We start from the raw sequence: 24345 nt of genomic DNA, 5'->3' as shown, positions 1-24345 counted from the left end.
AGCCGGAGATTATCTCCGGCTTTTTTGTTATTTCACCTGCTGACCCGGCTTCGCGCCTTCGTCTGGGCTTAACAGGAAGATATCCTTCCCGCCAGGGCCTGCAGCCATCACCATCCCCTCGGAGATGCCGAAGCGCATTTTGCGCGGTGCCAGGTTCGCCACCATCACGGTCTGACGACCGATCAGCACCTGCGGGTCCGGATACGCAGAACGGATACCGGAGAAGACGTTGCGCTTCTCGCCGCCCAGATCCAGCGTCAGGCGCAGCAGCTTGTCAGAGCCTTCCACGAATTCCGCGTTTTCAATCAGCGCCACGCGCAGGTCGACTTTGGCGAAATCGTCAAAGGTAATGGTGTCCTGAATCGGATCGTCTGCCAGCGGGCCGGTGACCGGTGCCGCAGCAGCCTTCACTTCTTCTTTGGATGCTTCCACCAGGGCTTCAACCTGCTTCATCTCGATGCGGTTATACAGCGCGTTGAAGGTGTTCACCTTGTGGCCGAGCAGCGGCTGCGCCATTGCATCCCAGGTCAGTTCGGTGTTCAGGAACGCTTCAGCGCGGGTAGCCAGCTGTGGCAGAACCGGCTTCAGGTAGGTCATCAGCACGCGGAACAGGTTGATGCCCATGGAGCAGATAGCCTGCAGATCGGCATCGCGACCTTCCTGCTTAGCGACAACCCACGGGGCCTGCTCGTCGACATAGCGGTTCGCCAGGTCAGCCAGGGCCATGATTTCACGCACCGCTTTACCGAACTCGCGCGCTTCCCAGGCTTCGCCAATGGTCGCCGCTGCGTCAGTAAAGGTTTGGTACAGAGCTGGGTCAGCCAGTTCAGCCGCCATCACGCCGTCAAAACGCTTGGTGATAAAGCCCGCGTTACGGGACGCCAGGTTCACCACCTTGTTGACGATGTCCGCGTTCACGCGCTGTACGAAATCTTCCAGGTTCAGGTCGATATCGTCGATACGGGAAGAGAGCTTCGCGGTGTAGTAGTAGCGCAGGCTGTCCGCGTCGAAGTGGTTCAGCCAGGTGCTGGCCTTGATGAACGTACCGCGAGATTTGGACATCTTCGCACCGTTCACCGTCACGTAGCCGTGAACGAACAGGTTGGTTGGCTTGCGGAAGTTGCTGCCTTCCAGCATCGCTGGCCAGAACAGGCTGTGGAAATAAACGATGTCTTTACCGATGAAGTGGTACAGCTCGGCCGTGGAATCTTTCTTCCAGTATTCATCGAAGCTGACGGTGTCACCGCGCTTGTCACACAGGTTCTTGAAGGAGCCCATGTAGCCGATTGGCGCATCCAGCCAGACGTAGAAGTATTTACCCGGCGCGTTCGGGATTTCGAAGCCGAAGTACGGCGCATCGCGGGAGATATCCCACTGCTGCAGGCCGGATTCGAACCACTCCTGCATCTTGTTCGCGACCTGCTCCTGCAGCGCGCCGCTGCGGGTCCATGCCTGCAGCATTTCGCTGAAGGACGGCAGGTCAAAGAAGAAGTGCTCGGAGTCACGCATCACAGGCGTTGCACCGGATACCACGGATTTCGGCTCGATAAGCTCGGTCGGGCTGTAGGTCGCGCCGCACACTTCGCAGTTATCGCCGTACTGGTCCGGGGATTTACATTTCGGACAGGTGCCTTTGACGAAGCGGTCCGGCAGGAACATGCCTTTTTCCGGATCGTACAGCTGAGAAATAGTACGGTTTTTGATAAAACCGTTCTCTTTCAGACGGGTGTAGATCAGCTCCGACAGCTCGCGGTTTTCGTCGCTGTGCGTGGAGTGATAGTTGTCATAGCTGATGTCAAAGCCAGCAAAATCAGTTTGATGCTCCTGACTCATTTCGGCAATCATCTGCTCCGGGGAAATCCCCAGCTGCTGCGCTTTCAGCATGATCGGCGTGCCGTGAGCATCGTCCGCACAGATGAAGTTAACCTCGTGGCCGCGCATTCGCTGGTAACGGACCCAGACATCAGCCTGGATATGCTCCAGCATGTGGCCGAGGTGGATTGAGCCGTTGGCGTACGGCAGTGCGCACGTTACCAGAATTTTTTTCGCGACTTGAGTCATAGTAGGCATTACTTCTTTTAACTGTGAAAAGGGTTTTTGATATTACCAAAAGGGGCATTATTAAGTAAGCACAAACCACGGCCTTTCAGGTAAACTTGTTCATCTAAGGTCTTATTCACAAGAACAAAGGAGTCGGGATGAGTTCTCAATCCCAGGCCAAATCACCGGAAGCCTTACGAGCAATGGTCGCCGGGACGCTGGCTAACTTTCAGCATCCAACCCTGAAGCACAATCTTACGACGCTGAAAGCGTTACACCACGTTGCCTGGCTGGACGATACGCTGCACATTGAGCTGCAGATGCCGTTCGTCTGGACCAGCGCCTTCGACGCGCTGAAAGAGCAAACCAGCTCGGAGCTGCTGCGCATCACCGGTGCGAAGGCGATCGACTGGAAGCTGAGCCACAGTATCGCCACGCTGAAGCGCGTGAAAAACCAGCCTGGCGTGAACGGCGTAAAAAACATTATTGCCGTCAGCTCGGGCAAGGGTGGGGTGGGTAAATCCTCCACGGCTGTAAACCTGGCGCTCGCGCTGGCAGCGGAAGGGTCAAAAGTCGGTATTCTGGATGCGGACATTTATGGCCCGTCCATTCCAAACATGCTGGGCGCGGAAAATCAGCGTCCAACCTCGCCGGACGGCACTCACATGGCGCCAATCATGGCGCACGGTCTGGCAACCAACTCGATTGGTTATCTGGTCACCGACGATAACGCGATGGTCTGGCGCGGCCCGATGGCCAGCAAGGCGCTGATGCAGATGCTGCAGGAAACCATGTGGCCGGATCTGGATTATCTGGTGCTGGACATGCCGCCGGGCACGGGCGACATTCAGCTGACCCTGGCGCAGAACATTCCGGTAACCGGAGCGGTCGTCGTGACCACGCCGCAGGATATCGCGCTGATCGACGCCAAAAAGGGCATCGTGATGTTCGAGAAGGTGGAAGTACCGGTGCTGGGTATCGTTGAGAACATGAGCATGCATATCTGCAGCAACTGCGGACACCATGAGCCTATTTTCGGTACCGGTGGTGCGGAGAAGCTGGCGGCGCAGTATCACACTCAGCTGCTGGGGCAGATGCCGCTGCACATCACGCTGCGTGAAGATCTGGACAGCGGTAAACCAACCGTGGTGAGCCGTCCGGACAGCGAATTTGCGGATATGTATCGTCAGCTGGCGGGGCGCGTTGCGGCGCAGCTTTACTGGCAGGGCGAAGTCATTCCGAGCGAAATCGCGTTCCGCGCGGTGTAATTCCTCTGCGCTTCAGTGCCGGGTGGCGGCTTCGCCTTACCCGGCCTACGAAATTTGGGTTTGTAGGTCAGGTAAGCGAAGCGCCACCTGACTTTACCCAAGCCGATAATGCATCAGATAATACTCTCCGTCGGGAGAATCACCCGTCGCCTCGATGTGCCAGCCGTGTCGCTGGTAAAACGCAACAGCACGCCCATTCTTGACCAGACACTTAAGCGACCCCGTACTGGTAAACGTTTTCTGCACCTGTTCCAGCAACACATGCCCGACGCCCAGGCTCTGATACTGCGGGTCAACAAACAGGTTGTGCAGAAAATTATCGTTCGTCCAGACGGAGGCGAAGCCAAGTCGATGCCCGTCCTGCTCAGCCACCCAAACCTCTTCGTCCAGGATTGCGGCGTCAAAGTCCTCAAGCTGCCATTCCGCACCGTTCAACCATGGCCAGGCGTCGCGCCGGGCATGCAGGTAAATCGTGCGAAGGAAAGGACGATCGCTCTCCTGCCAGGCACGAACCAGGATCGTATTAGCGGTGATAGAAGATATCTCCGTTATAGGCCTTATGGATTTTTCCATCGGCATCGCCAATCAGCACGTAGTTCTCACCCATGTAGGTCCAGTGTGTTCCGGCATCCGGTGCTGGAAGGTTACGCAGCTGGTACTGTTTGATGGTGTACTCGGGCGTTTGATACTGCGCTGGCGCCGTGTCGCCAATCTTGAATTTTGTAAAGTCAGCGATGAACTCTTGTTCTTCATAGGCTTTGATGCCAGAAGGTGCTGCAGCCGTTTGCGGAGCAGAAAATGCGGAGCCCGCCAGAGACAGTAGTACACCCAGAAGCAGCAATTTACGCTTAGCCATTTTTTCTCCAGTGATATCGTTACAGATACATTTCGTCTGTGGGTTTTAGTATGCGCGGCAGACAGTCCATTTTAAGTATCAAAACATGGTGTGTTTGAAAAAAAATGTAACAAAACTGAACGGTTTTGTGTAGTCGCAACAAAGAAAGTACATAACGGCCGTGAATGATATTTGTGTTTTATATTTAATGTATTTATTAATTTATTAATTAATTCTGAAAACGCATGACTACTTCAAAATTGGACCGTTAAGCGAATGCTTTCCCACAGCAGAACATTTAATATCGGCCCCGGCACGACATGTTATGACTTCTGAACCCCGGCTCCATAGAGCGGGTCGCTTTAGACGATTCAGTATCTGGTTACTGCGTTGACAATACTCTTTATTAACACATTGTAATTCATTTAATTCAATGAATTATATGGTTATTTATATTAAATAAAATTGTCGTTCTTACGATAAGCACAATGATAAAAGATATGTTGATATAAATGAAAAACACAACGGTATTTTCCTTTTTATTTCTTGCAATAAGCCAGTTAACAGGCTGTGTATTTTTACCGGGCCAGGATTTATCCATGACCGGAAAAAATGTTATTGCAACAGAAGATAAAGATTATCAGCTTGATAAACACGTGGAAATTTATCCACTGACCCCAGTGTTGATTGAACAATTGCGCCCGCCCGTATCAAAATCTCAGGCAAATCCTAATCTTGATGAGCAGGTGAAAAACTGGGAATACCGAATCGGCACCGGTGACATCCTGACGGTAACCGTCTGGGATCATCCTGAGTTGACGACGCCAGCAGGGCAGTACCGTAGCGCAAGTGACGCGGGAAACTGGGTCAACGCGGACGGTACGCTCTTTTATCCCTACGTTGGGAAACTGTATGTGGCAGAAAAAACAGTTTCGGAGGTACGTGAAGAGATCACCGCGCGGCTGGATAAATTCATTGAGAGCCCCCAGGTGGATGTCAGCATCGCTTCTTTCCGTTCGCAAAAAACCTACGTGACGGGAGAAGTCGCGAAATCTGGCCAACAACCCATCACCAACATCCCCTTGACCGTGATGGATGCGGTCAATGCCGCTGGCGGTCTTTCAGCGGATGCCGACTGGCGCAATGTCGTTCTCACCCATAATGGCCAGGACTCTCGCCTTTCGCTGTATGCCCTGATGCAACTCGGCGATTTAACACAAAACAAACTGCTCTATCCTGGCGATATCCTGTTTGTACCGCGTAATGATGCCCTGAAAGTCTTTGTCATGGGCGAAGTGGTTAAGCAGAGCACACTGAAGATGGATCGCAGTGGGATGACGCTGGCGGAAGCGCTGGGCAATGCGGGCGGCCTGAACCAGAACATGGCTGATGCAACCGGCATTTTTGTCATTCGCTCGGTGCATCAAAAAAGCCAGACGGACATCATCGCGAAAATTTATCAGCTCAATGCGAAAGATGCGTCAGCGATGGTATTGGGCACTGAATTCCAGCTCGAGCCGTATGACATTGTCTACGTGACAACGGCACCGTTATCGCGCTGGAATCGCGTTATTACACAGCTTGTGCCGACCATCAGTGGCGTACATGACCTGACCGAAACGGTTCGTTACATCCGATCCTGGCCGCAATAATGTTCAACTCAATCTTAGTGGTTTGCACGGGTAATATTTGCCGCTCCCCGATGGGGGAGCGGCTGTTGCGTCAGCAATTACCCGGGAAACAGGTGACCTCAGCAGGTATTTTCGGTCTTGAGGGACATCCGGCAGATGCGGTTGCTCAGGATGTCGCCTGGCATCATGGTGTCTCGCTAGACGATCACGTGGGGCGCAAGCTGACGCGCAGCTTGCTGCAAAAATCCGATCTGATTCTGGTGATGGAGCCAGAACATCTCCGTTTTATTGCGGCTATGGCCCCGGAGAATCGTGGGAAATCACTGCTATTTGGACAATGGCTGGAGACAAAGGATATTCCCGATCCCTACCGCAAAAGCCGTGATGCTTTCGAATATGTTTTCGGGCAGTTGGGAAAAGCCAGTCAGGAATGGGCTCGTCGTTTGAGTCAAAAGGAATAAAGCAGGAATGCCATCTAATACTTCAGATACATATGGTGCAGCGGCACCGCAAAATAATGAAATTGATCTTCTGCAACTGCTTGCTGAGATATTCGATCATCGGGTGATGATCGTCCTGGTAACACTCCTGTTAACGGTGTGCGCGGGACTCTATGCGTTTTCTGTCACCCCTGTCTATCAGGCTGACGCGCTTGTGCAGATAGAAGCGAAGCAGGATAACTCATTGCTGAAAAGCATAAGACAGTTCGGCTCCGATCTTTCGCCAGACGTTGCACCGGAAATCTTGCTGATAAAATCGCGAATGATCCTCGGGAAGACCGTGGATGAACTGGGGCTGACGTACCGGGTTAAGCAGCGCGTTATCCCGATCGTGGGACATCTGTGGGCACATTTTCGCCCCAGCAAGCCAGGTCACCTGACCATCGCTGAACTTACCATCCCCAGACTGGATGGCAAACCGCAAGAGCTTGTGCTGACCGTGCTGGAGCAGGGACGGTATCACCTTGAGGGCGAAAGCTTCGAGGTTGTAGGTTATGTCGGGAAAACGCTGCTTAAAGATGGTGTCTCTCTTCTGGTGACATCGCTCAGCGCTGCGCCAGGGACGCAGTTCTCGCTCAAAACCATTACAAAGCTTGAAGCCATCAACGCGCTTCAGAAAGGGCTCACCGTTGCGGAATCAGCGAAACAGAGCGGAATGATCGCGTTAACGCTAACGGGCGAAGAACCTGGCAAGATTGCCGTGGTACTGAATACGATTGCAGAAAATTTCCTCAATCAGAATATTGAGCGTCAGGAAGCCCAGGATGCCCGCAGCCTGACCTTTTTACAGCATCAGTTACCGAAAATCAGTCACGATCTGGATCAGGCCGAAGCGCGACTGAATGTATACCGTGAGCAGCGCGATTCCGTCGATTTATCCCTGGAGGCGAAGTCCGTTCTCGATCAGGTTGTTAATGTGGAGAATCAGCTCAACGAGCTGACGTTCCGTGAAGCGGAGATCTCACAGCTTTTCAAAAAGGATCACCCAACCTATCGCGCATTACGCGAAAAGCGCCAAACCCTTGAGAAGCAGCGTGCCCGCCTGAACGATCGCGTATCAACCATGCCCTCCACACAGCAGGAAATTTTGCGTTTGAGCCGGGATGTTGAATCCGGGCGCGCCATTTACCTGCAGTTATTAACGCGCCAGCAAGAGCTCAATATCTCTCGCTCCAGCGCTATCGGAAACGTGCGGATCATTGACGCTGCGGTTACGCAACCTGAACCCATAAAACCACGAAAAGCACTCATTATCGTGCTTGGCATACTGTTGGGACTGATATTCTCCAGCGGCTTTGTATTAGTTCTTGCTGCCTTTAAACAGGGAATTACCTCGTCTGAGCAACTGGAAGCGCAGGGGATGCCGGTCCTGGCGACGCTGCCGCGCTCGGTATGGCTCTGGAAAAAAACGCACCTGCGCGGGAAGTATTTGTTTGCCTCCCACTGGAAACACAGGACGTCGAACGTTCCTTTCCTGCCTGTCGATCGGCCTACTGATATCTTTGTCGAGGCAATTCGTGGACTGCGAACCAGCCTGCACTTCACTTTAATGGATGCCACTAATCGGATTGTGATGATTTCCGGGCCGACACAAGACTGCGGAAAAACGCTGGTTAGCACATCGCTGGCGGCGGTAGCCGCCCAGGCTGGACAGCGTGTGCTGTTTATCGATGCGGATATGCGCATGGGATACGTGCATAATATCTTCGAGATCGACAATCATTGTGGGTTATCCAATGTGCTGGAAGGAACAGTGGAGTGGGCAGAGGCAATTCAACACGTTGAGAGCGCTGGAATAGAGGTATTGACTTGTGGCCCGCAGCCCTTGCGCCCATCAGAACTGCTCATGAGTGAACGCTTCCAGGCAATGATGGCATGGACTAACGAACATTATGACATTGTGATTGTGGACACTCCCCCAGTGCTTGCCGTTACGGATGCAGAGCTGGTAGCCCAATTAGCTTCGACAACCTTACTGGTTGCCCGCTTCGGTAAAACCAGCGCGAAAGAAATTGAGAAAAGCGTAAAACGTTTGCTGCAGACGGGCGTGCAGGTGAATGGCGCTATTCTTAATGATATCGTGAAGTCCGCCTCGCTCTATTATCACTCGGGGTACAGCCATTACGACTACGGCTATACCCCGAAGGAAAAGCGGCGTGAGGGTTAGTGCTTCACCAGCGTAGCGAAGTAGTAGACCAGGGGAATGGCAAGGATCCACAGACCAACGGGGATTTCGCGCCATTTCCCGGCAATCGCTTTGATCACGATGTAAAACAGCAAACCGCCAGCAATTCCTGTCCCGAAGCTGTTGGCAATCAGCGTTATCATGACCATCATCAGAACCGGCAGGCCGTCGGTGAAGTTCGCCAGATCAACCTTACGTAAGCCGCTAAACATATTCAGTCCAATGAGGATCAGCGCCGGTGCGGTGGCTTCTTTTGGGATCATCAGTGCAACAGGCGTAAACAGCAACATCAACAGGAACATCACTGCCGCAGCCAGTGCCGTCATGCCAGTTTTACCGCCCGCTTCAGCAGCAGCCGAAGATTCGATCAGCGCCGTCGCGGCTGGAATACCGACCCACGGACCTACCGCAGCGGCAATGGAGTCCACCATAAACGGACGGTTGATATGCGGCATGTTGCCTTCGTCATCCAGTAATCCCGCCTCACCACCGACAGCCAGAGTGGTGCCCATGGTGGAGAAAAATTCCGACGCAAAGAAGACAAACAGGAATGGCAGGAAGGCAATGTTCAGCGCCCCGAGCATATCAATGTGGCCGATAACCGGGGCCAGAGAATGCGGCATATCAATAAACTGACCAGGAAGCTTTGTCACGCCCAGCGGAATACCGACCAGAGTGGCGAACAGAATGGCCCACAGTATTGCCCCTGGAATGCGGCGCGCCTGTAACGCGATGGCCAGGAAGAGACCCGCTAACGCGACCAGCGCCGCCGGTGACAGGAAATCTCCCAGCATCAGGGCATTCGTTTTCGCGTTTGCCAACACCAGCCCGGCGTTACGAAAACCGAGCACGGCAACAAACAGGCCGATGGAGGCCGTCAACCCCAGCTTGATGGACTGCGGGACCGAACGGGTGACGACTTCACGCAGCCCAAAGCGGGTCAGCAGGAAGAATAAAATCCCTGACCAGCAGGCGATGCCGAGACCAATTTGCCAGCCAATACCTTCGCTGCCCGCAAGCGTGACGCCGACCAGGACCGAACCGCCAATACCGGGCCCGACGATAAAGGGCAGGTTGGCATAGAACGCCATCAGTAGCGTTCCGGCAACGAAGACCAGAATGGTGCCCGTCGTTGCCGCGCCTTTATCCATTCCTCCGACCGCCAGCAGCCCTGGGATCACCACCAGCAGGTAGGCGGCGGCGAGAAAACCGGTGATGCCAGCCAGGCACTCGGTGCGTACGGTGCTGCCACGCGCATGCAGTGCAAAACGGCGTTCGAGCCAGCTCCCTGGTGCTGGCGAATTAACGGTGTTGTCGGCCATTATCCGGCTCTCCTTCGGCATTATTGTGTGTTGTCCGGGGTTTCCCGGTAAGAAATTAACGGATCGACAATCTGGCGCGTGGTCCCATCGGTCAGTCCAAGATCGGTCAAATGCGGACCGGCGTTGCAGGCAAGACAGGTGCCCTCTATGGCTTTAAAGACCCGATACGGCGGTTCCCAGTCGGCAATCAAATTGCTACGCTCGCGCAGTTCCCTGAACTGGCGAGCCAGCTCATCAGGGGGCAGTTCCGAAAGCATCCCCGCAATCGGCATGGCGACGTGGGCGATGACGTCGCCATTCTGTACCAACGCCATCCCGCCGCCGCTCTGGATAAGCATGTTGGCTGCCAGCGCCATGTCGTGCGGATCGCGGCCCAGTACCACCAGATTGTGAGAGTCGTGAGAATAGCTGGTGGCAATGGCCCCACGCAGTTCACCCCAGCCTTCGAGCAGGGCCATTTGTGGTTTCGCCGCATGGCGGGCGTGGCGATGCTGAACCCAGATCAGGCTAAAGCCATCCGGGATCGCCACTACGCCGTGACGTACCTGCGCGTCAACTTCACCCCACTGCGTGAAGCGTGCGCCGCTGATATGGCGCAGGCGCGCCACGCCGTGTTTCGCGTTGTCGATTTTCATACGGAAATCATCGTCTGCGAGTGCAGACAGCCGCACGGTATCACGCGGGAGGGGCAATATCGTGTCAACGATGGGTTCAATCATTGCCCCGTCGCGCGCAATCAGCTTACCGGCGACATACACCTGACGAGCCGTCAGCTTTTCAAGCGAGTCAAACGCCACCAGATCCGCGCGACGCCCGGCGGCAATCAGCCCCAGATCGTTACGCTGCAGGCGAATGGCGGCGTTCAGCGTGGCGAAACGCAGCGCGTGCGTCGCCGGTAATCCGTGTTCAATCAGCAGGTTCAGCAGCGCAACGATCCCCCCTTTTTCCAACAGTATATCGGGCGGAACATCGTCGGTGCAGACCGTAATTTGTGAAGAAAGGTGGGGCAGGGATTTCAGGGCGCTTACGATATCGGGCAGCAGATAAGGATGCGAGCCGCGGATCTCCAGCGTCAGCCCGGCGCGCAGTTTTTCCAGCGCATCGTCTGCGGAGGTCAGCTCATGATCGGAGGTCACGCCTGCGGCCAGATAAGCCTGTAAATCCGCACCGTGAAGCCCGCGCGCGTGGCCTTCAATCAGCTTTCCGCTGTCCAGCCCGGCCTGCATAATTTCCAGCATGCGTTGGCTGCCGTTAAGCACGCCGTGCATATCCATCACTTCCGCCACGCCGCGCACTTCCGGCCAGCCGAGCAGGGTATTCATCTCTTCTCCGGCGAAGTCTGCGCCAGACATCTCCAGCCCCGGAGTCGATGGCACGCTTGATGGCGCAGCGACCATCACCTGCAGCGGCAGGTTACGGCTGGCCTCAATGGCAAAACGTACGCCTGCAATGCCCAGCACGTTCGCCAGCTCATGCGGATCCCAGAATACAGCGGTGGTGCCCTGTGCCAGCACAATCTCTGCATAACGAGCGGGAGGCAGGTGTGAACTCTCCAGATGCACATGCGTATCCATCAGTCCCGGAGAGAGATACCGGTTGTTCAGATCGTGCGTCTCACGCGCATCGCTGCGGCTGCCGCGCGGATGAACGCTGGCGATAAGGCCGCCCACGATGCCGACATCGGCGTCGCGGATCTCACCCGTGGCCATATCAACAATGCGGGTGTGTGTAAGCAGCAGGTCGAACGGCATTTCACCGCGTGCAGCCTGGACGGCACGGCGTCGGGTTTCGGCACTCATGTAATTAACGGTTCCAGCATGAAAATAATGGCGTTACTCTATGCACGCGGCAAACGTTTGCCCAGCTGATAAAATTTATCACCCGATAACCCCGGCTTATTCTGCGACGCGTGTAAACGATAATGACGATGGAACCCTGGCAGCGCTTGCCCGCGCTCTCACTGCGACAGCTACAGTATTTTGTCACTCTGGCGCAACTGCGTCATTTCACCGACACCGCCAGCAAGCTGGCGATCAGCCAGCCTGCGCTCAGCAGCGCATTGCGGCAAATCGAAACGGTGCTCGGCGGCAAGCTGGTAAACCGTACCGCCTCAGCGGTGACGCTGACGGAGCTGGGCAACGCAATCCTCCCGCACGCGCAGCGGGTGCTTAGCGTGGCTCAGCTTGCCTTTGACGATATGCAGCAGATTGTGCAGGCAGGCGGTGACGGCACGGTGCGCATTGGGCTGGTGCCATCCGTCAGCTCGCTCTTGTTCCCGCAGTTACCCCAAACGCTGGCGCAGGCTTTTCCGCGTCTTAAGGTAGAGTTTCACGATCAAACCAATGATGCGCTGGTGGCGCAGTTGCTGAAAGGGCAGATTGATTTTGGCATTGGCGCACTGGACAGTTCTGTGCCGGAACAACTGTCCGTCTTCCCGCTGCAGGAGGATCCATTTGTTGCGGTGATTCATTGTGACGATCCGCTGGCGGCGTCGGCGCATTTACCCTGGAAGCAGCTTGTTGGGCGAGATATCGCCGTGTTTTCAAAAGGTAACATCCAACGCCTGGTCGGCGCGCTCGCTGAAAGCCATCGTTTGTCGTTGCAGACACGTTATCAGGTGGATTATATCGAAACGCTGTACGGCCTGGTGCGTTCCCGACTGGCCGTGGCGATACTGCCGCAACTCTATACCACGCATCTTCAGGATCCGCAGCTTAAGGTGGTTCATCTTCAGCAACCGGCACTTGCCCGAACGGTGGCATTGATGCGTGCGCCACAGCCGTTACCGACGCTTATCGAATCGTGCTTTACGCTAATGGTTGAAACCTTGAGGACACACTGAGGGATAGGGCAGGGGAAAATACCCTCTCCCGAACGGGAGAGGGATAAGCATTACTTAGCCAGAACTTCCTGTGCGGTACGCTCAACCAGAGACAGCAGAACTTTTACGTCCTCCAGCGTCACGGTTGGGTTCAGCAGGGTCAGCTTCAGGCAGGTGATACCGTTATGCTCGGTCACGCCGACGTTAGCACGGCCAGATTCCAGCAGCGCATCACCAATCTTCTGGTTCAGCAGGGCGATGCCTGCATCATCCATCTGCGCCTGAGGACGGAAGCGGAACAGCACGCTCGCCAGCTGTGGCTGCATCACCAGCTCCAGAGCAGACTGCTCTTTCACGTAGCCCGCAACCTGCTGTGCCAGGGTCACACCGTGATCGATGATCGCCGCATATTGCTCCTGACCCAGCGCTTCCAGGCTCATCCACAGCTTCAGCGCGTCGAAACGACGGGTGGTCTGCAGAGATTTGGACACCAGGTTAGGCACGCCCGCTTCTTCGTCGAACTCAGAGTTCAGGTAAGCCGCCTGATAGCGCATCAGCTCATAGTGACGCGCTTCTTTCAGCAGGAACGCGCCGCAACTGATGGTCTGGAAGAACTGCTTGTGGAAGTCCAGGGTAATGGAATCCACCAGCTCAATGCCGTCCAGGTAGTGACGATACTGCTCGGACATCAGCAGCGCACCGCCCCAGGCCGCATCAACGTGTACCCAGATGTTCTGTTTCGCCGCCAGTTCTGCAATGGCACGCAGCGGGTCGATAGCACCGGCGTCGGTGGTACCTGCCGTCGCGACGATCGCCAGAATCTGCTCGCCGTTCTCGTTGCACTGCTCAATTTTCGCCGCCAGATCGGTCAGATCCATGCGGGAGAATTCGTCAGTTTTCACCTGCACCACGGACTGGTAGCCCAGACCCATCAGCGCCATGTTTTTCTGCACGGAGAAGTGGGCGTTCTCGGAGCACAGCACGCGAATTTTGCGCAGATCGCCTACCAGGCCATCCTGCTGAACAGAGTGACCCAGACGCGCGAAGAACGCATCGCGCGCCAGCATCAGGCCCATCAGGTTGCTCTGGGTGCCGCCGCTGGTGAACACACCTGCGTCGCCAGCCTGATAACCCACGCGGGTACGCAGCCACTCGATCAGTTTGATTTCGATAATGGTTGCGGACGGGCTTTGATCCCAGGAGTCCATACTCTGGTTAGTGGCGTTGATCAGCACTTCCGCCGCCTGGCTTACGACCAGGCTTGGGCAGTGCAGGTGCGCCACACACTGCGGGTGATGAACGGACAAACTGTCTTTCAGGAAGAACTCCACGGCGCGTTCAATCGCCGCTTCGTTGCCCAGCCCTTTCGGGTTGAAATCCAGCTTAATACGGTCGCGCAGTTCCGCGACCGTTTTGCCCTGGTACATCTCAGGCTGTTTCAGCCACTGCATCACAGCCTGAGTGCTTTGTTCAATCGCCTGCTGGTAAGCTTCAATGCTCTGCGCAGAGGAGAACAAAATTGGGTTTGAATCAGACATCGTAATCAACAACTCCGGTTACGCCGGGCGAACGCCCGCAGCAAGCAGTGCCTGCTCGAATTTATCCAGGAAGATTTTCAGCTCTTCATCGCTGATCAGCAGAGACGGCAGCAGACGCAGAACGATACCGTTACGACCGCCACGCTCCAGAATCAGACCGGCTTCGAAGCACTTCTTCTGAATCAGTGCAGACAGCTCGCCGTCGCCAGGGAAGCAACCCATGTGGTCAGCCGCTTCGTGTGGTTTAACGATCTCAATACCGATCATCATGCCCAGACCGCGAACGTGTCCGATAACCGGGTAGCGCTTCGCCATCTCTTTCAGCTGGCCTTTCAGCCATTCGCCCTGTGCAGCCACTTTGCCTGCGATGTTCTGGTCTTTCAGGATTTTCAGCGTCGTCAGACCGGTTGCCATCGCCAGCTGGTTGCCGCGGAAGGTACCGGTGTGGTGACCTGGTGCCCATGCATCGAACTGCTTTTTGATACCGAGCACGGCCAGCGGCAGACCGCCACCGACAGCTTTAGACATCACGATGATGTCTGGCTCAATGCCCGCGTGTTCGAAGGCGAAGAATTTACCGGTACGGGCAAAGCCAGCCTGAACTTCGTCGAGGATCAGCAGAATGCCGTGTTCCTGAGTCACTTTACGGATGCGCTGCAGCCACTCAGCCGGAGCCGGGTTCACGCCGCCTTCGCCCTGAACGGCTTCCAGGATCACCGCCGCAGGTTTACGCACGCCGCTTTCAACGTCGTTGATCAGGTTATCGAAGTAGTAGGTCAGCGCTTTCACGCCCGCTTCACCACCGATACCCAGCGGGCAACGGTACTCGTGCGGATAAGGCATGAACTGAACTTCTGGCATCATACCGTCAACCGCTTCTTTCGGAGACAGGTTGCCGGTCACGGACAGTGCGCCGTGGGTCATACCGTGGTAACCACCAGAGAAGCTGATGATACCGCTACGACCGGTCACTTTTTTCGCCAGCTTCAGCGCCGCTTCAACGGCGTCAGCACCGGATGGACCGGTGAACTGCAGGCAGTACTCTTTGCCCTGACCAGGCAGCAGAGAGAGCAGGTATTCAGAAAACGCGTCTTTCAGAGGCGTAGTCAGATCCAGGGTATGTAACGGCAAGCCGCTGGTAATGACATTTTGGATGCTTTTCAGCACATCAGGATGGTTATGGCCAAGCGCAAGGGTCCCTGCGCCTGCTAAACAGTCAAGGTATTCTTTATTATCTGCATCGGTGATCCACACGCCTTCTGCTTTAGTGATCGCTAAAGGCAGTTTGCGCGGATAACTCCTGACGTTAGATTCAAACTCGGCCTGACGGGCCAGATAGGTTTCGTTGCTTTTGTGGGCATCTACGGTGTCAATACGGACTTTATCCGTCATCATATCACTCCTACAACCGCCGCTTCGTTATGAGCCACGATTGAATAAAAAGTTAAAAAACAGATGGGGGCCTGAAAAAAACGCCGCCAATATAGAGCCTTTTGCCACGGGGCTCAATGGTTAATTTGTTTACTGTTTTGTGGCAGAGGGCACAGGGGGAGGGTTATCCCCGTTTCCAGAAAGAAAGTTGCACTTTATGCACAATAAAAACAGCCGCTTATGATGGGTTTGTCAGAACTGTAAAAGTAGAGAAAAGAGTGTGACAAATCGTGCTTTTCGCTGTGGAAAAAGGAGGCACATGGCCTCCTTGAGCACGTTATTTCTGCCTGACCTGCAAAATGCCGTGGTCACGACCCTTAGTTTTATTCCAGGAGGCATCGGCAATACCGTTCTCATCAAGGCTAAACGATATAACAACGTCATTACCGTGAATTTCATAGAACGCCGCATTCAGACGTTTGACGGTGGCCTTTTTGCCATTAATGGTCGCACTAAAAAAGCCGTTGGAAATCGTGGCATTAACGGTCGGTGACGAAAAGGTGGCCGCACGCATCGGATCGTGAACGGTCGTCGTTTGGTCGTGTTGCGCCGCGTTTTCCGCTTTCGTTTTAGTGATATCGCAAGAGCCATCGCCTTCGCTTATCTGGGTGCATCCGGAACGCTCCAGCTGTGCGCGATAGTGGGCGTTAATCGCATGTGCCGGGGTCGCAGCGATTGCGAACAACAGAGTCATCACTGTTAACTGTGCTTTCATTATAAAACCTTAGTGGTGGTGAGCATGTTTATGTGCATTTTCTGTCGCTCTTGCCGCATTCGCATAAGCGGCAGAGAGCGAAGCGTTATTAATGCCTTGCTGTCTTTGCTGTTCGGACAAATAGCAGGTGTCATAACTTACGCCTTTCGCCGTGCAGTTTGCGATGCGCTGATCGGGCGATACGCACCCCGCAAGTATAAATATACCCGCCACGGTAATAATTAATTTTTTCATTTTATACCTTATAAACTACACAGATAATAAGATAAATACATCACGCCTATCCAAATCCCGACGCCAATTAGCATCAGGTACAGCACGGCTGAGATGAATATATATCTGGACATGTTTTTTGCTATCATCGAAATTCTTACCAGAGACGAGCGGGTTATATATGTATCAGCGGTGTTTTATTCAAAAACCGATCCCGATACCCGCGCCCATAGCAAGATCGTTATTTGTCGAATCGCTAATACCAGCTTTGATCACTGTATGTTCACCGGCATGGAGAGAAGTGCCAACGCTGATAGCTTGCTCATTCTTAAATGACCCTACACCAGCAGAGAACATCATAGCCTGATCTTTTTCGACCTGTGGCATTGATGCAATCGCAACGGCAGAGGCTACTCCACCACGCGCTTCTTTCTTGTTGTCGTCAACTTCATCCTTCAGGTTTTTAAATTGAGCATTGCTTGAAGATTGTGCTTGTGCAAATACTTGTTGAGCAGCTTTCAGATCTTTAGCTTGTGCTGTAGTTTGTGTATTAAGTGACTTAACAAGATTGATAGTTTTAGTATCAACTTCTTTCTTAGTGATGGTGGTGGTAACGCCGTTAGCGCCGTTCTTACCACTCACACCATCTTTACCATTCAACCCATTCTTACCATCTTTCCCGTTAACGCCGATTTTCCCGTCTATGCCGTCTTTACCTGCTTTACCGTCAATACCATTTTTACCATCAACACCATCAACACCATCTTTACCAGCAACACCCGCTACACCTTGTGCGCCTGTATCACCTTTCAAGCCCTGTAAACCCTGTAAACCCTGTACACCTTGCGCACCTGTAGCCCCATCTTTACCATCAATACCATCTTTCGGGGTAGGCTGGTTTTCCAGTGCTGTAATGCGGGTAGAGTTAGCATTAGCTGTATCTTGTGCAATCTGTGCTTTATCAGCAAGAAGCTGTTTCGCGCCTTGCAGGTCATTATTAATCAGAATCACAGCATCTTTAGTATCATTCACATCTTTGTTAGTAGCTGTGATTTGATTTTGAAGCCCTTTATCAGTTTGATGCAGAGTAGGGAGATCAGTAAACACGATACCAGCTACATCATTAGATAAGCCGTCTGTTTTACCCTGTAAGTTAGTGATTGCAGTTTCTACCGTTTCACCTGTAGCCATTTCAACATCGCTAGCAGGGGTAGCAGCATAAGCAATATTCATTGAACCAGCAAAAAGAGCACCAAAAACAGCACCAAAAACAGCAACAGCAATCACTGATTTATTAAGGGGTTTCATTGTAAAGACTCGCAATATTCTATAGATAAAATAAACGATAGTGTTATTACCAACGTTTGGTCTGGCAGAGCAAAAAGAGTAAGTTCAAGTATGTCAAATTTTGTAAAGAAACATCTATTTGTTTTGTGTGACGATGGTGAACTATAGATAATTTGCGCTTAAAATTATTGATTTAGGTCAAGTAAAGCACCAATAGCTAAAGTGGTATGTTGCAGTAAGTCTTTAATTTCTATTTGTTTATCAGTGATTTAATTTTTATCCGGAAAAGGTTCTAGTTAAGTTTATGATTGGAATGGAATTTTATTTCACTTTTTTAGGGGTTTTATTTTACTGCTTAGGTAGTGGAGTTGTTTAATGATTTATTTCATTTGAAACGAATAGATTTTAAAGGTGAAAGTAAACATTAAAATGCGCGCTGATTAATCGCGGTGATTAAAATTTACGTTTTAGGAATAATCCATGAGAGAGAGGGATATAACCGGAAAGATAAAAGAGAATCGTTAACTTCTTATACGTATCAACTGTGTTGCTTCTTATCGTCGCTCTAACTAATACCTTTCGGTACTATTAGTCTTTGGTGTTCGCCCCTGCCGGGCGTGATTCAGCTATTCCAGATGCGGTAAATCGAAAAATCTTGCACCCTGCCTACGGCCCCGGTTACACTAAATACTCACAAACTATTGATTTGTAATTAATTGTTTTATAAGTATTTTGACTCGGGGTGCCCTTCTTTGTGAAGGCTGAGAAATACCCGTATTACCTGATCTGGATAATGCCAGCGTAGGGAAGTCAGATGCCTTCCCGGTCATCGCTTCTTCACGCAAGGCAGGAGCGAAACCATGCAGCCTGACCTGCTCGATTTACACGTTTTACATCAGTTCCGAACCCGTTCCCCGCTCACGCACTGTATGACCAACGATGTTGTACAGACCTTCACGGCCAACGTGTTGCTGGCTCTCGGTGCATCGCCAGCGATGGTGATTGAGGCCGAAGAGGCCGAGCAGTTTGCTGACATCGCCGATGCGCTGCTGATTAACGTTGGCACGCTGACCGCACCGCGCGCCCAGTCGATGCGTCGGGCGATTGAAAGCGCGGTGGCGGCGGGTAAGCCCTGGACGCTCGACCCGGTTGCCGTTGGCGCGCTCGCGTTCCGTACCCGTTTTTGCCATCAAATCCTCGCTCTGAAACCCGCCGCGATCCGCGGTAACGCCTCTGAAATCCTTGCCCTTGCCGGGATGAGCGCGGGCGGGCGCGGCGTTGATACCACCGACACTGCAGCAAGCGCGGTGCCTGCCGCGCAGGCTTTGGCGCGTCAGACGAATGCAATTGTCGTGGTCACGGGAGAAGTGGATTACATCACCGATGGACAGCGCACGCGCACGGTAACGGGCGGTGACCCGCTGATGACGCGCGTGGTGGGCACCGGTTGCGCGCTCTCGGCTGTCGTGGCGGCGAGCTGCTCGCTGCCGGGCGACCGGCTGGATAACGTCACGGCTGCCTGCGGATGGATGAAGCGAGCTGGCTCAATCGCTGTTGCGCAGTCTCGTGGCCCGGGCAGTTTTGCCAGCGCGTTCCTGGATGCGCTCTACACGCTGGAGGAGCAGGCATGAAGCGGATTAACGCACTGACCATTGCCGGTACCGATCCCAGCGGCGGCGCGGGTATCCAGGCTGACCTGAAAACCTTCTCCGCGCTTGGCGCATACGGCTGTTCCGTCATTACCGCGCTGGTGGCGCAAAACACGCGCGGCGTGCAGTCGGTCTACCGTATCGAGCCGGATTTTGTTGCCACGCAGCTGGATTCGGTGTTCAGCGACGTGCGCATTGATACCACCAAGATCGGCATGCTGGCCGAAACGGACATTGTGGAAGCGGTGGCCGAGCGGCTTAAGCGTTATCAGGTGCAAAACGTGGTGCTGGATACCGTCATGCTGGCGAAAAGTGGCGACCCGCTGCTCTCTGCCTCCGCCGTGGAGACGCTGCGCACAAAGCTGCTGCCGCAGGTGGCGCTGATCACGCCCAATCTGCCGGAAGCCGCCGCGCTGTTGGGTGCCCCGCACGCGCAAAACGAACGTGAAATGAAAGCGCAGGGGAACGCGCTACTGGCGATGGGCTGCGGCGCGGTGCTGATGAAGGGCGGTCATCTTGATGATGTCGAAAGCCCGGACTGGCTCTTTACCCGCGACGGCGAAATGCGTTTTACCGCGCCGCGCGTGCAGACTAAAAACACCCACGGCACGGGCTGCACGCTCTCAGCCGCGCTTGCTGCGCTGCGTCCACGGCATGACAGCTGGGCCGATACGGTGGGCGAAGCTAAAATCTGGCTCTCCGCGGCGCTGGCAAAAGCCGATACTCTGGAAGTGGGTCACGGTATTGGGCCGGTTCATCATTTTCATGCGTGGTGGTAACCCAGTATACTGGCAGGAAACACCACGCCTGAGAAAACAGAGATGGAACAAGCGCATACCCGGTTAATCGCTCAACTGAATGAACGGATCGCCGCGCCGGACAACACGCCGCTGTACCTGAAATTTGCCGAAACGGTAAAAAATGCGGTGCGAAGCGGCATGCTGGAGCACGGGAATATTTTGCCCGGCGAGCGCGATCTGAGCCAGTTAACCGGCGTGTCGCGCATTACCGTGCGTAAAGCGATGCAGGCGCTGGAGGAAGAGGGCGTGGTCACGCGCTCCCGTGGCTATGGCACGCAAATCAATAACATCTTCGAGTATTCGCTGAAAGAGGCGCGCGGGTTCTCTCAACAGGTGGTCCTGCGCGGTCAAAAACCCAATACGCTGTGGGTCAACAAGCGGGTGGTGAAGTGTCCCGAAGAGGTGGCGAACCATCTTTCAATTCCCCCCGAGAGCGAGGTTTTCCTGCTCAAGCGTATTCGCTACGTTGACGATGACGCCGTCTCGATTGAGGAGTCCTGGGTGCCGACGGGATTTATCCACGACCCTGATGCGATTGGCGTCTCGCTTTACGATTACTTCCGCAGTCAGAATATTTTCCCGCAGCGTACCCGTTCGCGCGTGAGCGCCCGTATGCCGGACAGTGAATTTCAGGCGCACATTAAGATGGACGAAAAAATACCGGTGCTGGTGATCAAGCAGGTTGCGCTTGACCAACAGCACCGGCCAATTGAGTACAGCATCAGCTACTGCCGCAGCGATCTATACGTCTTTGTGTGCGAGGAGTAATTCGTCGCGAGTCGGTGCGCAATCGCCGCCGCGATGGCTGACCACCCAGGACGCCACGGCATTCCCCAGCAGAACCGCATCTGCCAGCGACCATCCCGCCGCCAGCCCGGCAAGCGTGCCGCCCGCGTGGCTGTCGCCTGCGCCAATGGTATCCACAACCGTAGCCGGAAATGCCGAAACCACGCCCGAGACGTCACCGTCATACCACGCGGCACCGTCTTTATCATGGCGCACAATCAGCGCGGCACCGAAACGCTGCTGCCACTGCGTGCCGAGGGTTTCCACTTCAACACCCAGTCTTTCTGCGGCAAGCTCCGCCTCCTGGCGATTGAGCGACACAATTGGTCTGCAGGCCATAATCCGCGCCATCAGGGCGTCGGGGATATCCGCGATGCGGGGACCGAAATCGATAAATGCCGTCACGTGCTGCAACCCCTCCAGCCAGCGTGTCAGCAGCTCGCCGCACGGCGAGGCCAGCTGATAGCCGGATAAATAGACCAGGCTGTTTTGCGGAACGTGAAGCGCATCCAGCCAGCGCTGCTGCCACTGGTTCTCCACGCCGCTAAAGGACATAAAGGTGCGCTCGCCGTCTGGCTCCACCAGCGCCAGACACCAGCCGTTATCACCCGTATCGGCTTCCACCGCGCTGTGCAGATCCTGCTTCGCCATGGCGTTGCGAATAATATCCGCCCACACACCGTGGCCGACGGGCAGGGCATTTTGCGCCGCAATACCGAGCCGTTTCAGGGCGATGGCGATATTGAGCGCGCAGCCACCGATATTGACGCCCTGCTGTTTAAGCTCGATATCACACCCGCGCCAGGGCAGGGCGTAAGCGTCGGCGATGACGTCTATCACCGCCGCGCCCAGCACCGTCACCGGGCGCGTGGCGTGCAAGGTTTCAAGGCGCTGAGCCAAAGACGTCATATGCCCTCCCGTTGCTCCCGATAGTGCAGGAGTTTTTCGCAGTAGTGACCGAAATCGAGCTGGTTAACGGCGTCGAGTTCGGCCTTCAGCGTCGGGTCAATGGCCTGCACGCCGTGCAATGCGCCGCATATTGCTGTGGCCATTGCGCCAATGGTGTCGGTATCGCCGCCCAGGTTGGCGCATAAAATGGCGCAGCGGTTTGGGTCAGTTCCCGCCAGTTCGACCATCGCAATGGCCGCCGGAACGGATTCGAGGGTGCTGGTTCCGGCACCCACGAGCTGATACACCTGCTCGCTGGCGGACTCAATCCCGTTGGCTTCTCGTACGGTTTTCAGCGCGAGTTCAATACGCGCCGCGAGTGACGCGCTGAAGGTGGTGGTTTTCGCCTCCTGCGCAAAGCGGGCGATCCCCGGCAGGGCATCAACGATGTTCTGCCAGCTTTCGCCGTCGACGGCGCGGGAAATCGACCAGGCAATCACCACCGCACCGGCAATGGCGAGATCGGATTTATGGGTCGGGCTGGAGGCCAGCGCCACCTGCTCAACAAAATGCTCCAGACGCGTGGCCGGGAGCAGGCAGCCCAGCGGAGAGGCGCGCATCGCCGCCCCGTTGGTCACGCCGTTGTTTTCCAGTTCGCTCACCGGCTTGCCGTCGCGAATGGCGTTGAGGGCAATTTTCGAGGTGGGGCCGAGCACGTTCTTATTAAACGCGTCGAAATCCAGCGCCCAGCGAAGAATATGCTTGCCGATAACGTCCGCGTTAATCTGCCCGTCGCACTCGATAATCGCATCCGCCAGACAGAGCGCCATCGAGGTATCGTCGGTGAACTCGGCCTGGTTGAAATAGCAGGCCGCGTTATTCTCCGCCGGGCCGGGTAAGAAACGGTCGATCCAGCCGAAGTGCGCTTTGACGCGCTTTCTCGGCCACAGCTCCGACGGCATGCCCATCGCATCCCCTAACGCCTGCCCGTAAAGGGCACCGAGAACACGTTCTTGTTTCATTTAACTTCCCCTTGTGTCAGCGCGGTATCGCCATCAACCACCTCAATTGCGGTGATCTCTTTATCCGATTCGCGGAAAAACAGCATAAACAGCACGGCAATCACGGCAATCATGATTGCACCAAATGTCCACATTCCGGCCCAGTTGAAGGTCAGCCCATTCACCGGCTCTTTGTAAGCGAACATTTTTTCCATCATCACGCCGCCCAGGCGGTAACCCAGCAGGCTACCAAAGCCCTGACAGCACAGCGTGATCAAGCCCTGCGCCGCGGTGCGCATGTGCGCTGGCGCTTTTTTGTCCACGTAGATGTACGCGGTCACGTAATAGAAGTCGTAGCTTACGCCGTGCAACAAAATGCCGAGGAACAGCAGGGCGTAGGTGAAGTACTGTTCCGCACCGCCGTAAACAAAGAAGCCGTAGCGGATGGCAGCGGTAATAAGCCCCAGCAGCAAGACCTTCTTAATACCAAAGCGTTTGGTAAAGAACGGCAGCGCCAGCATAAAGAAAATTTCGGAGAACTGGCCCAGCGTCATCCAGCCGGTGGCGTTTTTCATGCCGACTTCGGTGAGATAGCCGTTGGCGAAAATGTAGTAGAAGGCCAGCGGCATGGCGAACAGGAACGAGCAGAAGAAGAACACCAGGAAGTTTCTGTCGCGCAGCAGGATCAGCGCGTCCAGCCCCAGCATCACCTTAAAGTCCAGCTTGCCGGTGCTCTTCGGCGGCGTATTCGGCAGGAACAGGGCAAAGACGCCGAGCAGGGCGGAGCTGGCTGCGGTCATCAGCAGCGGGATATTGGTATCGGAAATGTCGCTATAGCCCATCATCTGCGGCAGGAACCCGCACGCCAGGCCTGAGGCGATCCAGCCGATGGTGCCCATCACGCGGATGCGCGGAAAGTCTGCCTCGACGTCATCCACGTTGGCAAAGGCAATGCTGTTGGTCAGCGCGATGGTCGGCATATAGGTCAGGGAGTAGGCCAGCAGCAGCGGGAAGAAGGTGCTGAACTGGGTTTGCTGTGCGGCGAAGTACATCAGAATCGCACCGGCGAACATCAGCACCGCCAGCACTTTCTGGGCGGCGAAGAAGCGGTCCGTCAGCGAGCCGACCAGAATCGGTGAAAGGATTGCGGCAATGGCGGTGCAGGCGTAAGACCAGCCGATTTCCCCGGCGGTAAAACCGCTTTTGCTCAGCCACAGCCACAGCGGCACAAACCAGGCGCCCCAGATAAACCATTCAACAAACATCATGAATGACAGTTGGACTTTCGTTTTCATTTTTTAATCCTGCATGTCAGTGAGGGTACGCCTTTAACATACCACTTAATAATACCTTTTAAATACCTTTGAGGTGAATGTTTGATCAGTGTAACAAAATTGTTGTACATGAAACGAGCCAGCAGATTGTGCTTAAAAAA

The 24345-nt window shown here is 54.6% G+C and carries 21 protein-coding genes and 1 riboswitch; of the genes, 8 read left to right on the top strand and 13 right to left on the bottom strand.

What is annotated here, in order from left to right; genetic code table 11:
* Positions 1-27 precede the first annotated feature (27 nt).
* Positions 28-2061 (bottom strand): methionine--tRNA ligase, encoded by a 2034-nt coding sequence (metG, locus tag ACOQH0_RS15205; RefSeq protein WP_421510755.1) that lies wholly within the window; start codon positions 2059-2061, stop codon positions 28-30.
* A 137-nt stretch (positions 2062-2198) separates the two neighbouring features.
* Between metG and apbC the strand changes: the two genes are divergently transcribed.
* Positions 2199-3308, top strand: a complete 1110-nt coding sequence (gene apbC / locus ACOQH0_RS15200) for an iron-sulfur cluster carrier protein ApbC (protein WP_421510754.1) — start codon at positions 2199-2201, stop codon at positions 3306-3308.
* A 93-nt stretch (positions 3309-3401) separates the two neighbouring features.
* Here the strand turns inward: apbC and ACOQH0_RS15195 are convergent, their stop codons facing one another.
* Both ACOQH0_RS15195 and ACOQH0_RS15190 read right to left on the bottom strand, forming a co-directional pair.
* A complete protein-coding gene (locus ACOQH0_RS15195; protein WP_421510753.1) occupies positions 3402-3881 on the bottom strand; it encodes a GNAT family N-acetyltransferase in 480 nt (159 codons plus the stop codon).
* The gene (locus ACOQH0_RS15190) at positions 3832-4164 is read right to left on the bottom strand and encodes an RcnB family protein (RefSeq protein ID WP_042718816.1); all 333 of its coding nucleotides are present in this window, start codon (positions 4162-4164) and stop codon (positions 3832-3834) included. Before ACOQH0_RS15190 ends, ACOQH0_RS15195 begins: the two co-directional genes overlap by 50 nt.
* 491 nt (positions 4165-4655) lie before the next feature.
* On the opposite strand from ACOQH0_RS15190, the gene ACOQH0_RS15185 reads away from it, so the two are divergent.
* From ACOQH0_RS15185 to ACOQH0_RS15175, 3 genes are read left to right on the top strand one after another with little or no spacing between them, the layout of a single operon-like run.
* On the top strand, positions 4656-5795 hold the full coding sequence (locus ACOQH0_RS15185) for a polysaccharide export protein (RefSeq protein WP_421510752.1): 1140 nt from the start codon (positions 4656-4658) through the stop codon (positions 5793-5795).
* Positions 5795-6235: a protein-tyrosine-phosphatase gene (locus tag ACOQH0_RS15180; protein WP_010433643.1), complete on the top strand. Its 441-nt coding sequence runs from the start codon at positions 5795-5797 to the stop codon at positions 6233-6235. The genes ACOQH0_RS15185 and ACOQH0_RS15180 overlap by 1 nt, the downstream gene beginning before the upstream one ends.
* A gap of 7 nt (positions 6236-6242) precedes the next feature.
* Positions 6243-8441: a polysaccharide biosynthesis tyrosine autokinase gene (locus ACOQH0_RS15175; protein ID WP_421510751.1), complete on the top strand. Its 2199-nt coding sequence runs from the start codon at positions 6243-6245 to the stop codon at positions 8439-8441.
* Here ACOQH0_RS15175 and ACOQH0_RS15170 read toward each other — a convergent pair.
* Together ACOQH0_RS15170 and ACOQH0_RS15165 are read right to left on the bottom strand one after the other, a co-directional pair.
* A complete protein-coding gene (locus ACOQH0_RS15170; protein ID WP_010433650.1) occupies positions 8438-9781 on the bottom strand; it encodes an NCS2 family permease in 1344 nt (447 codons plus the stop codon). The two genes, ACOQH0_RS15175 and ACOQH0_RS15170, sit on opposite strands and share 4 nt — an antisense overlap.
* 20 nt (positions 9782-9801) lie before the next feature.
* Positions 9802-11580 (bottom strand): adenine deaminase, encoded by a 1779-nt coding sequence (locus ACOQH0_RS15165; protein WP_421510750.1) that lies wholly within the window; start codon positions 11578-11580, stop codon positions 9802-9804.
* Positions 11581-11702: 122 nt separating this feature from the next.
* Here ACOQH0_RS15165 and ACOQH0_RS15160 point away from each other — a divergent pair, with 122 nt between their 5' ends.
* Entirely contained in the window at positions 11703-12623 is a 921-nt protein-coding gene (locus ACOQH0_RS15160) for a LysR family transcriptional regulator (RefSeq protein WP_211449615.1), read from the top strand.
* 50 nt (positions 12624-12673) lie between these two features.
* On the opposite strand, the gene ACOQH0_RS15155 is transcribed toward ACOQH0_RS15160, so the two are convergent.
* From ACOQH0_RS15155 to ACOQH0_RS15135, 5 genes are all read right to left on the bottom strand, one after another.
* Positions 12674-14140, bottom strand: a complete 1467-nt coding sequence (locus tag ACOQH0_RS15155) for a pyridoxal phosphate-dependent decarboxylase family protein (protein WP_089599322.1) — start codon at positions 14138-14140, stop codon at positions 12674-12676.
* A gap of 18 nt (positions 14141-14158) precedes the next feature.
* The gene (locus ACOQH0_RS15150) at positions 14159-15535 is read right to left on the bottom strand and encodes a diaminobutyrate--2-oxoglutarate transaminase (protein WP_014884533.1); all 1377 of its coding nucleotides are present in this window, start codon (positions 15533-15535) and stop codon (positions 14159-14161) included.
* A gap of 313 nt (positions 15536-15848) precedes the next feature.
* Positions 15849-16286: a hypothetical protein gene (locus ACOQH0_RS15145; RefSeq protein ID WP_421510749.1), complete on the bottom strand. Its 438-nt coding sequence runs from the start codon at positions 16284-16286 to the stop codon at positions 15849-15851.
* Positions 16287-16295: 9 nt separating this feature from the next.
* Positions 16296-16520, bottom strand: a complete 225-nt coding sequence (locus ACOQH0_RS15140; RefSeq protein ID WP_421510748.1) for a hypothetical protein — start codon at positions 16518-16520, stop codon at positions 16296-16298.
* A 180-nt stretch (positions 16521-16700) separates the two neighbouring features.
* On the bottom strand, positions 16701-17807 hold the full coding sequence (locus ACOQH0_RS15135; RefSeq protein ID WP_421510747.1) for a YadA-like family protein: 1107 nt from the start codon (positions 17805-17807) through the stop codon (positions 16701-16703).
* Positions 17808-18514: 707 nt separating this feature from the next.
* A riboswitch (TPP riboswitch) is annotated at positions 18515-18611 on the top strand.
* Positions 18612-18646: 35 nt separating this feature from the next.
* On the opposite strand from ACOQH0_RS15135, the gene thiM reads away from it, so the two are divergent.
* The 3 genes from thiM to ACOQH0_RS15120 are packed head-to-tail and all read left to right on the top strand — an operon-like array spanning position 18647 to position 21003.
* Complete coding sequence (gene thiM / locus ACOQH0_RS15130; protein ID WP_421510746.1) at positions 18647-19417, top strand: hydroxyethylthiazole kinase; 771 nt, start codon at positions 18647-18649, stop codon at positions 19415-19417.
* Positions 19414-20214 (top strand): bifunctional hydroxymethylpyrimidine kinase/phosphomethylpyrimidine kinase, encoded by an 801-nt coding sequence (gene thiD, locus ACOQH0_RS15125; protein ID WP_421510745.1) that lies wholly within the window; start codon positions 19414-19416, stop codon positions 20212-20214. Before thiM ends, thiD begins: the two co-directional genes overlap by 4 nt.
* Positions 20215-20256: 42 nt before the next feature.
* Positions 20257-21003: a GntR family transcriptional regulator gene (locus ACOQH0_RS15120; RefSeq protein ID WP_010433675.1), complete on the top strand. Its 747-nt coding sequence runs from the start codon at positions 20257-20259 to the stop codon at positions 21001-21003.
* Here ACOQH0_RS15120 and ACOQH0_RS15115 read toward each other — a convergent pair.
* Genes ACOQH0_RS15115 through ACOQH0_RS15105 form a run of 3 tightly spaced genes read right to left on the bottom strand, consistent with a single transcriptional unit; the run spans position 20977 to position 24205 of the window.
* Complete coding sequence (locus ACOQH0_RS15115; RefSeq protein WP_421510744.1) at positions 20977-21930, bottom strand: PfkB family carbohydrate kinase; 954 nt, start codon at positions 21928-21930, stop codon at positions 20977-20979. The two genes, ACOQH0_RS15120 and ACOQH0_RS15115, sit on opposite strands and share 27 nt — an antisense overlap.
* On the bottom strand, positions 21927-22931 hold the full coding sequence (locus ACOQH0_RS15110) for an ADP-ribosylglycohydrolase family protein (protein ID WP_421510743.1): 1005 nt from the start codon (positions 22929-22931) through the stop codon (positions 21927-21929). Before ACOQH0_RS15110 ends, ACOQH0_RS15115 begins: the two co-directional genes overlap by 4 nt.
* A complete protein-coding gene (locus ACOQH0_RS15105; RefSeq protein ID WP_089599315.1) occupies positions 22928-24205 on the bottom strand; it encodes a nucleoside permease in 1278 nt (425 codons plus the stop codon). The genes ACOQH0_RS15110 and ACOQH0_RS15105 overlap by 4 nt, the downstream gene beginning before the upstream one ends.
* Positions 24206-24345 lie beyond the last annotated feature (140 nt).

It is taken from the genome of Enterobacter sp. JS8-1, assembly GCF_049187015.1.
Classification (GTDB): domain Bacteria; phylum Pseudomonadota; class Gammaproteobacteria; order Enterobacterales; family Enterobacteriaceae; genus Enterobacter; species Enterobacter mori.
The sequence above is the reverse complement of the archived record's forward strand: the minus strand, read 5'-3'. Positions and strand labels throughout refer to the sequence as shown.

Excerpts from the sequence above, each read along its gene's own strand:
- ACOQH0_RS15115 (WP_421510744.1), bottom strand. The coding sequence starts at position 21,930 with ATGACGTCTTTGGCTCAGCGCCTTGAAACCTTGCACGCCACGCGCCCG.
- ACOQH0_RS15180 (WP_010433643.1), top strand. The coding sequence starts at position 5,795 with ATGTTCAACTCAATCTTAGTGGTTTGCACGGGTAATATTTGCCGCTCC.
- ACOQH0_RS15105 (WP_089599315.1), bottom strand. The coding sequence starts at position 24,205 with ATGAAAACGAAAGTCCAACTGTCATTCATGATGTTTGTTGAATGGTTT.
- ACOQH0_RS15150 (WP_014884533.1), bottom strand. The coding sequence starts at position 15,535 with ATGATGACGGATAAAGTCCGTATTGACACCGTAGATGCCCACAAAAGC.
- ACOQH0_RS15145 (WP_421510749.1), bottom strand. The coding sequence starts at position 16,286 with ATGAAAGCACAGTTAACAGTGATGACTCTGTTGTTCGCAATCGCTGCG.
- ACOQH0_RS15190 (WP_042718816.1), bottom strand. The coding sequence starts at position 4,164 with ATGGCTAAGCGTAAATTGCTGCTTCTGGGTGTACTACTGTCTCTGGCG.
- ACOQH0_RS15170 (WP_010433650.1), bottom strand. The coding sequence starts at position 9,781 with ATGGCCGACAACACCGTTAATTCGCCAGCACCAGGGAGCTGGCTCGAA.
- ACOQH0_RS15155 (WP_089599322.1), bottom strand. The coding sequence starts at position 14,140 with ATGTCTGATTCAAACCCAATTTTGTTCTCCTCTGCGCAGAGCATTGAA.
- ACOQH0_RS15140 (WP_421510748.1), bottom strand. The coding sequence starts at position 16,520 with ATGAAAAAATTAATTATTACCGTGGCGGGTATATTTATACTTGCGGGG.
- ACOQH0_RS15175 (WP_421510751.1), top strand. The coding sequence starts at position 6,243 with ATGCCATCTAATACTTCAGATACATATGGTGCAGCGGCACCGCAAAAT.
- thiD (WP_421510745.1), top strand. The coding sequence starts at position 19,414 with ATGAAGCGGATTAACGCACTGACCATTGCCGGTACCGATCCCAGCGGC.
- ACOQH0_RS15165 (WP_421510750.1), bottom strand. The coding sequence starts at position 11,580 with ATGAGTGCCGAAACCCGACGCCGTGCCGTCCAGGCTGCACGCGGTGAA.
- thiM (WP_421510746.1), top strand. The coding sequence starts at position 18,647 with ATGCAGCCTGACCTGCTCGATTTACACGTTTTACATCAGTTCCGAACC.
- ACOQH0_RS15195 (WP_421510753.1), bottom strand. The coding sequence starts at position 3,881 with ATGGAAAAATCCATAAGGCCTATAACGGAGATATCTTCTATCACCGCT.
- ACOQH0_RS15120 (WP_010433675.1), top strand. The coding sequence starts at position 20,257 with ATGGAACAAGCGCATACCCGGTTAATCGCTCAACTGAATGAACGGATC.
- apbC (WP_421510754.1), top strand. The coding sequence starts at position 2,199 with ATGAGTTCTCAATCCCAGGCCAAATCACCGGAAGCCTTACGAGCAATG.
- ACOQH0_RS15135 (WP_421510747.1), bottom strand. The coding sequence starts at position 17,807 with ATGAAACCCCTTAATAAATCAGTGATTGCTGTTGCTGTTTTTGGTGCT.
- ACOQH0_RS15160 (WP_211449615.1), top strand. The coding sequence starts at position 11,703 with ATGACGATGGAACCCTGGCAGCGCTTGCCCGCGCTCTCACTGCGACAG.
- metG (WP_421510755.1), bottom strand. The coding sequence starts at position 2,061 with ATGACTCAAGTCGCGAAAAAAATTCTGGTAACGTGCGCACTGCCGTAC.
- ACOQH0_RS15110 (WP_421510743.1), bottom strand. The coding sequence starts at position 22,931 with ATGAAACAAGAACGTGTTCTCGGTGCCCTTTACGGGCAGGCGTTAGGG.
- ACOQH0_RS15185 (WP_421510752.1), top strand. The coding sequence starts at position 4,656 with ATGAAAAACACAACGGTATTTTCCTTTTTATTTCTTGCAATAAGCCAG.